Origin of the sequence: Brevundimonas sp., from assembly GCF_041688735.1 — a bacterium.
Taxonomy (GTDB): Bacteria; Pseudomonadota; Alphaproteobacteria; order Caulobacterales; family Caulobacteraceae; genus Brevundimonas.
In genome coordinates this window covers 1-6,594 of record NZ_JBDNHO010000117.1, presented here as the reverse complement: position 1 = coordinate 6,594, position 6,594 = coordinate 1, and the positions used below count along the sequence as shown (strand labels likewise).

The window sequence follows — 6,594 nt, the reverse complement described above, 5'->3', positions numbered from 1 at the left end:
GCGACAGCGGGAAATATGGCTTGATCCGACGCATCTGCTTGTTCGTCAGCCAAAACAGATCACTCATGACAGGCTCCTCCTGCCACCAGTGAATCAGATCACCACGACCGTGTGAATCCCTTTAATGGGTCCTGAGCCTAGGCCGTCGTTGCTGACGCGTGGCTGAACGGCAATGTCCGGACTGGCGTCAGAATACGCGACCGCCGACTCCACCATCGAGCGATATCGTCGCGCCCGACACCGCGATTCCAGCCTCTTCGATGACCTCTTCCCGATACTCGGTGTAGGTCTCTTCGCGTACCATGGTCATGATTTTCACGCCCGCCCCGTAGCGGCGCAGCAACGAGCGTTCGTTGCAGTCGCGTTCCGACTTCTGGGTGCGGCATTCGACCATGCCGCTGCGGCCGTGCCACAGGGCCTCGCCCTGATACTCGGCCCAGGTCATCTGCAGGAAGGCGCCGGACAGGCAACGATACAACTCGCCTTCATAATCGCCATGGACCTCGCGATCCGGACGCACTCGCGAGGCCGGGTGCGGCACGCGAATGGTCTTGCGCACGCGCGCGCCCTCGACATTCAGGCCGCTGATGGTCGTGGGAGAAGGCTGGTCGACGGTGACACGGGCCGCACCGCCGCCGCAAACGAAGACGCCGCCGCCGGCGCGGGCGTTCAATCCCGAGCGGACTCTTGCGTCTGCATCGGCGCCGGCTCCGACGTTCACATTGGCGTTTACATCGAAATTCCGGCCCGAACCGCAGCAGGGCGGCGGTGGACAGACCGGGCCACACTGGCCAGCGGCCGTGTCGGCCAAACCCGCCAAGGTGAAGAAGCCCGCGACCGCCGGCAGCCAGTTCATGATCCTCGACCCCATGGCCGACCTCCAGACTGATCCGATCGTGATCCAGCGAGGCGCAGGCCGCTCCAACCCGGGTCATCCGCGCAACAGCCTTTCGTTTCCGTTGCTTTCCCAAGGCCCGACTCTTGCGGCGCGGCAATCAGAGGCCAGCGCGATGTTTCATCCTGATACGCAGTTCCTGATCGACCACTGGGCCGGCCTGTCGCGTCAGACGCACGCGCGCGCCGGAATCCCCGAGCGCTCGGCGTTGCGACCGGACGCGTTGGGATTGCGGTTGCCGCGCGTCTTCGTCGCCGAGCGCACCGGCGATGACGCCGTCATCCGTCTTGCCGGAAGCTGGATCGAGACGTTTCATGGCGAAACGCTCAAGAACAGCGCCCTGTTGTCCCTTTGGCACGTGCCGTCACGGCCCCTGGTGGCGGCGGCTCTGAATCAGACGGCGAGAGAGGCTCGCCCCGTCGTCGTCGTGGCCTTGGCGGGCGCTTCGTTAGACCAGATCGAGATCGTCCTGGTTCCGCTGCGTGGGCCGGACGGCGACGCAGACCGCGTGCTTGGCCTCTACGCCCCGATGGCGACGCTGGGTCTGGCGAAGGACGAGCCGAGGCTGCTGACCGCCCGGGTGTCCGTCAGCGTCGGCGAAGCCGCGCGCGCGCCACTTGCGCTCGCCGCCGTCGATGGCCGACGCATCGCCTGATCCGGCCATTCCCCCTTAAATCTCCGCCAGACCGGCGTAGCGCTTCCAGTTCTGGACATAGTGGGCGGCCGACGCCTTCAACGCCTCGATCTGTCCGGGTTCGAGCTGGCGCGCCACCCTGCCCGGCTGGCCCACCACCAGAGAGCCGTCGGGGATCACCTTGCCCTCTGTGATCATGGCGTTGGCCCCGATCAGGCAGTTCTTCCCGATCACCGCCCGCCCGAGGATCACCGCGCCGATGCCGATCAGCGTGTTGTCGCCGATCTCGCAGCTGTGCAGCATCGCCATGTGTCCAACAGTGACGCCCGCGCCGATGGTCAAAGGTTCGCCGGGGTCCGAATGCAGCACGCTGCCGTCCTGAATATTGGTGTCGCGGCCAATTGTGATGGGATCGTTGTCGCCGCGGACGACGGCGCCGAACCAGATGCTGGCGCCCGGCTCCAGAATCACGTTTCCTATCACGGTCGCATTTGGCGCGACCCAGTATTCGCCCTCTGGGGGGAGCTGCGGTTTCTTGTCCGCCAACGCATAGATCGTCATTGAAACATCACCTTATCTGAAGCCAATCAGCGCTTTAAGCATTCGTAAACCACGCTAACATCATCATGTCAGTGCGATTCGAGGCCGCCATTTCGGCCCCGGATCCGAAACCGGATCAAGCCCGGTCCGGTCAGAACCAAGGAGGACGCGCGTGAAGCGTTCCGGTCGGCGGGCTTTCCCGCTGGAAGCCAAGTCCCTGCAAAGGGGGCCTTACTCCGACCCGGGCGGGTGCGTCGCATCCTCTGATCACCTCTCCACCTTCGTTCGAGGCGATGCTTTTCCGGCGTCGCCTTTTTTCATGCCCTGGAGGCGTCCATGACCAAGCGTGCGGCAATCAAGCGTCAGACCCGCGACACGTCCCGTGAACACGGTGTGTTGGACTCGCGGCAATTCATGGACGACGCCAAAGTGCGGCGTCTTCCCACCCACGCCGGTTGGTCGCCCTATCCCTCCAATGACGATCGGGACCAGGCCTATCTCAAGACGCTGAAGCCCAAGTCGGAAGGCCAGGCTGAACTGATGACGGCCATCGACAACCACAATCTGGTGCTGGCCCTGGGTCCAGCAGGCACCGGCAAGACCTATCTGGCCGTCGCCAAGGCGGTCGAGGCTCTTGAGGCCGGCAAGATCGGCCGTATCGTCCTGTCGCGCCCCGCCGTCGAAGCCGGGGAATCCATTGGCTTCCTGCCCGGCGACATGGAGGACAAGCTGGCCCCCTATCTGCGGCCGCTTTACGACGCGCTTTCTGACCGGCTTTGCATGAAGCGGGTCAAGGCGTTGATGGCCGAGGGCCTGATCGAGATCGCTCCCATCGGTTACATGCGCGGCCGCACCCTGAACAACGCCTTTATCGTCGTCGACGAGGCCCAGAACTGCACCTACGTACAGCTCAAGATGTTACTGACCCGCCTGGGCTGGCACTCGACCATGGTCGTGACCGGCGATCCCCAGCAGTCCGACCTGCTGCCCGGCATCTCCGGCCTGACCGACATCGCGGAGCGTCTGGGGCCGGTGCCTGACATCGCGGTGGTCAAGCTGGCCGAGGGCGACATCGTCCGCCACCCGCTGGTCGCCAGCATGATCGGCGTGCTCTGACGCCTTTCTCAGTCTGATGCATCAGGCCGTCGCCGGATTCGGCTCGGCGGCCTTCTCCTCGGCCAGGGCCCGGCCTCCGGTCAAATCGCCGGCCGGGGGTTTCGGCCGCCCGCCCATCCGATCGATCAGAGCGAAGACCAAGGGATTCAGCGAGATCGACAGCAGGGCCGCCGCCAGGATCAGATCGTGCGTCTCCTGCGCCATGCCACCCACTCGGACACTCACGGCCGCCAGGATGAACGAGAATTCACCGATCTGAGCTAGCGCGGCGGCGACCGTCAGGCTGGTCGCCCGGTCCAGCTTGAAGGCGGTAGTGATGGCCAGCGCCGCCAGCGATTTGCCGATGATGACGATGCCCAGCACCCCCAGAACGGCCAGAGGTTCGCGCACCAGGATGGCAGGGTTGAACAGCATGCCTACCGAGACGAAGAACAGCACGGCGAAGGCATCTCGGAGAGGCAGGGAACGCTGGGCCGCATTGTGCCCCAGAGGCGAGCTGTTCAAGACCAGTCCCGCCAGGAAGGCCCCCAAGGCGAACGAATGGAATAGCTGGTAGGCAACCCAGGCGATGCCCAAGGCGATGGCCAGGACGCCGAGAGTGAACAGCTCCCGCGATCGGGTATGGGCGATAACGGTCAGTAGCCACGGCAGCGCCTTGGCTCCGAACACCAGCATCACCGCAACGAAAACAACGACCTTGACCAGGGTCCAGCCGATCGACTTCGCCAGTTCCATCCCATCAAGCGTTTCGCCGGGTTGGATCACCAGCAGCGGCAGAATCACCAGGGCGATGACGATGACCAGATCCTCGACGATCAGCCAGCCCATGGCCAAGCGGCCGACCGCGCCCTTGACCTGTTTGCGTTCCTCGAGGGCTCGCACCAGCACCACAGTGGAGGCCACCGACAGGGCAAAACCCATCAGGGTCGCCTCAAGATCGCTCATACCCATCAGCCGGCCGAGGCCCCAACCCAGCACCGTAGCGACCGCGATCTGCACGAAGGCACCGGGAACGGCGATCCTTCGGACCTTCATCAGATCGGCAAGAGAGAAATGCAGCCCGACCCCGAACATCAGCAGGATGACGCCAATCTCCGCCAGTTGCGGCGCCAGTTCGGCATCGGCTACGAAACCGCCGGTGTAGGGGCCGACGGCTATGCCCGCCACGAGATAACCCACCAGAGGCGACAGCTTGAGCCGGTTGGCGATCATGCCGAACACGAAGGCCAACACGAAGCCGCCGACAAGAATGAGGATCAGGCTGTCGGTATGCGGCATCGGCGCTCCTTGGTGTGGGCGGGGCACCCTTCGAAGGTGGAGCGTCACACTTGGGGCGCGGGCGACGGCGAGGCAACCCTGAACCCTGCCCGTCTCGTGCCACGATTGTCTCTTCGCGCGCGCGGCGTCGCCTGCTAACCGAAGCCGCTCACCATTCAGCGATACCCATGAAAATCCCTCACATCGCCTACGCCGCCTATGCCTTCGCCCTCATCATCGTGGTGCTCGACCAGCTGACCAAGGGCTGGATCATGTCCGGACTCGAACTGCGAGAGGTGGGACGGGTGGAGGTCTGGCCGCCGATCTTCAACCTGACCTGGGTCGAGAACCGCGGCATCAGCTTCGGCCTGTTCGGCGACGGCTCCGCCCGGTGGATGCTCAGCGCCTTCTCCATCGTGGTCGCCGGCGTTCTGGGATGGTGGGCGCTCAAGGCCGACCGCCGCCTGCTGATCACGGCCTTGGGTCTGATAATGGGCGGCGCCATCGGCAACGTCATCGACCGCATCCGCTTCGGCTTCGTCGTCGATTTCCTGGATTTCTCCGGCACCGGCTTGTTCCCGTGGGTCTTCAACGTGGCCGACAGCGCGATCACGGTCGGCGTCGTCCTGCTGATCCTCGACAGTCTGCTGTCGGAACGCGCCGCCAAGGTTGGCGTCGTCGTCGAAAAGTCGTAATCAGCCGCTTCTTCTAGGGCCTGTCCGCGCGCCCATTCGGCGCGCCTGATCGAGATTGACCATGCGCCTCACCTCCGCCGCCGTCCTGACCCTGTCCGCCGCGACGCTCGCCCTCGGAGGCTGCGGCGGCGTGCGCGACAACCTCGGCCTGACCAAGGTGACGCCGGACGCTTTCCTGACGGTCTCGACCGCGCCGCTGACGGTTCCACCGGAGTACGGCCTGCGTCCGCCCGCGCCCGGTCAGCCGCGCCCGCAGGAGCTGGCCCCGGAATCGGCGGCTCGCCAGATCCTGCTGGGACAACGCCAGGCCGTCACCCGCTCGCAGGGCGAGCAGGTTTTGGTGGCTAAGGCCGGCGGCGATCGCGCCGACCCCCTCGCCCGCTACGTCGTCGACGACGAGTTCGGCGACCTGGCGCACAAGGAAGCCGGCTGGGCCGACCGCATCCTGTTCTGGCGTCGCGACGACGCGGCCTCGCAGGCCCAGACCACAACACAGACCTCGAACGGTGCCGTGACCATCGACGCCGCCAGCGAATTCGCCCGCATGCAGGCCCTGACCGGTGGTCGCGCAGGCATCGTCATCACGCCGCGTCGCGATACGGGCTTCAAGCTCCCTGGCCTTTAGGTTTACGATCAAACCTCATGAAAAAGACCCGGTCGCGAGAGCGTCCGGGTCTTTTTCTCGTCAGGCCTTGGCCGCGCCGGCGCGCAGCCCCCTCTCCGCCATGGCCACGACGGCCACACCGCTGATGGTCAGCGCCGCGCCCGCAAGGATCTGCGGGGTCAGCACGTCGCCCATGAAGGCCCATCCGATGAGGATGGATATGACCGGCGTGGCCAATAGATAGGGCGTCACCCGTCCCGCTTCGCGCTTCTGCACCAGCCAGAACACCAGCGTCGTCGCCACAACCGACGACACCAGACCCGCCCAAACGACGCAGGCCCAGACCAATGCGTCCGCGCGCTGGATCGCCTCCATCTGTCCGCGTTCGAAGATGGCCGAAGCGAAGGCCAGCGTCGGCAAGGCGACCAGCGCCAGCAGGCCCTGCATCTTCAAGGGTGGAATCGAGGTGGTGCGACGCGCGATCACCGTCGTCACGGCCCAGGCCGCGCTGGCCGCGATACCGACGAGGATTCCCTTCCAGTCGGAGATGGCGTGAGGATCCAGCGTCATCCATGCCACGCCCGCAAAGGCGACACCCATGCCGATCAGGGCAATGCGGGACAGGCGCTCGCCCAACAGCAGGAAGGCGAACAGGGCGGTGAACGGCACCCACAACTGGGTAGCGACCGAGACCGGACTGACGTCATTCGCCAGCTAGAGCAGCCGCCCGCTGAGTTGAATCGAATGTGATCGAGCGGGGGATTCCCATCGGGTCCGAACCGTGAGTCCATGGGTCTTCTGATTGGGAGGCTATTATGGGCAAGGCGCGTTCGGACGATCTTCGGGAGCGTGT

At 65.1% G+C, this 6,594-nt stretch carries 8 protein-coding genes; 4 read left to right on the top strand and 4 right to left on the bottom strand.

Annotated features, from left to right (window positions below):
- Positions 1–187: 187 nt before the first annotated feature.
- The gene (locus ACESMO_RS12470; RefSeq protein ID WP_372708471.1) at positions 188–871 is read right to left on the bottom strand and encodes a hypothetical protein; all 684 of its coding nucleotides are present in this window, start codon (positions 869–871) and stop codon (positions 188–190) included.
- A gap of 139 nt (positions 872–1,010) precedes the next feature.
- Here ACESMO_RS12470 and ACESMO_RS12465 point away from each other — a divergent pair, with 139 nt between their 5' ends.
- Positions 1,011–1,550: a PAS domain-containing protein gene (locus ACESMO_RS12465; RefSeq protein ID WP_372708470.1), complete on the top strand. Its 540-nt coding sequence runs from the start codon at positions 1,011–1,013 to the stop codon at positions 1,548–1,550.
- A gap of 15 nt (positions 1,551–1,565) precedes the next feature.
- Here the strand turns inward: ACESMO_RS12465 and ACESMO_RS12460 are convergent, their stop codons facing one another.
- Positions 1,566–2,090 carry a gamma carbonic anhydrase family protein gene (locus tag ACESMO_RS12460; RefSeq protein ID WP_372708469.1) on the bottom strand — a complete coding sequence of 175 codons (525 nt, stop codon included), beginning with the start codon at positions 2,088–2,090 and terminating at the stop codon, positions 1,566–1,568.
- Positions 2,091–2,393: 303 nt separating this feature from the next.
- On the opposite strand from ACESMO_RS12460, the gene ACESMO_RS12455 reads away from it, so the two are divergent.
- On the top strand, positions 2,394–3,185 hold the full coding sequence (locus ACESMO_RS12455; protein ID WP_372708473.1) for a PhoH family protein: 792 nt from the start codon (positions 2,394–2,396) through the stop codon (positions 3,183–3,185).
- Between the two features lie 21 nt (positions 3,186–3,206).
- On the opposite strand, the gene ACESMO_RS12450 is transcribed toward ACESMO_RS12455, so the two are convergent.
- Positions 3,207–4,463 carry a cation:proton antiporter gene (locus ACESMO_RS12450; protein ID WP_372708468.1) on the bottom strand — a complete coding sequence of 419 codons (1,257 nt, stop codon included), beginning with the start codon at positions 4,461–4,463 and terminating at the stop codon, positions 3,207–3,209.
- Between the two features lie 167 nt (positions 4,464–4,630).
- On the opposite strand from ACESMO_RS12450, the gene lspA reads away from it, so the two are divergent.
- Entirely contained in the window at positions 4,631–5,137 is a 507-nt protein-coding gene (gene lspA / locus ACESMO_RS12445; protein WP_372708467.1) for a signal peptidase II, read from the top strand.
- Between the two features lie 61 nt (positions 5,138–5,198).
- Positions 5,199–5,762 carry a DUF3035 domain-containing protein gene (locus ACESMO_RS12440; RefSeq protein ID WP_372708466.1) on the top strand — a complete coding sequence of 188 codons (564 nt, stop codon included), beginning with the start codon at positions 5,199–5,201 and terminating at the stop codon, positions 5,760–5,762.
- A gap of 60 nt (positions 5,763–5,822) precedes the next feature.
- On the opposite strand, the gene ACESMO_RS12435 is transcribed toward ACESMO_RS12440, so the two are convergent.
- Complete coding sequence (locus ACESMO_RS12435) at positions 5,823–6,410, bottom strand: DMT family transporter (RefSeq protein ID WP_372708472.1); 588 nt, start codon at positions 6,408–6,410, stop codon at positions 5,823–5,825.
- Positions 6,411–6,594: the final 184 nt, after the last annotated feature.

What these genes read in the sequence shown, in the direction of transcription:
- ACESMO_RS12440 (WP_372708466.1), top strand. Translation starts at nt 5,199, where the DNA reads ATGCGCCTCACCTCCGCCGCCGTCCTGACCCTGTCCGCCGCGACGCTC.
- ACESMO_RS12465 (WP_372708470.1), top strand. Translation starts at nt 1,011, where the DNA reads ATGTTTCATCCTGATACGCAGTTCCTGATCGACCACTGGGCCGGCCTG.
- ACESMO_RS12470 (WP_372708471.1), bottom strand. Translation starts at nt 871, where the DNA reads ATGGGGTCGAGGATCATGAACTGGCTGCCGGCGGTCGCGGGCTTCTTC.
- ACESMO_RS12460 (WP_372708469.1), bottom strand. Translation starts at nt 2,090, where the DNA reads ATGACGATCTATGCGTTGGCGGACAAGAAACCGCAGCTCCCCCCAGAG.
- ACESMO_RS12450 (WP_372708468.1), bottom strand. Translation starts at nt 4,463, where the DNA reads ATGCCGCATACCGACAGCCTGATCCTCATTCTTGTCGGCGGCTTCGTG.
- lspA (WP_372708467.1), top strand. Translation starts at nt 4,631, where the DNA reads ATGAAAATCCCTCACATCGCCTACGCCGCCTATGCCTTCGCCCTCATC.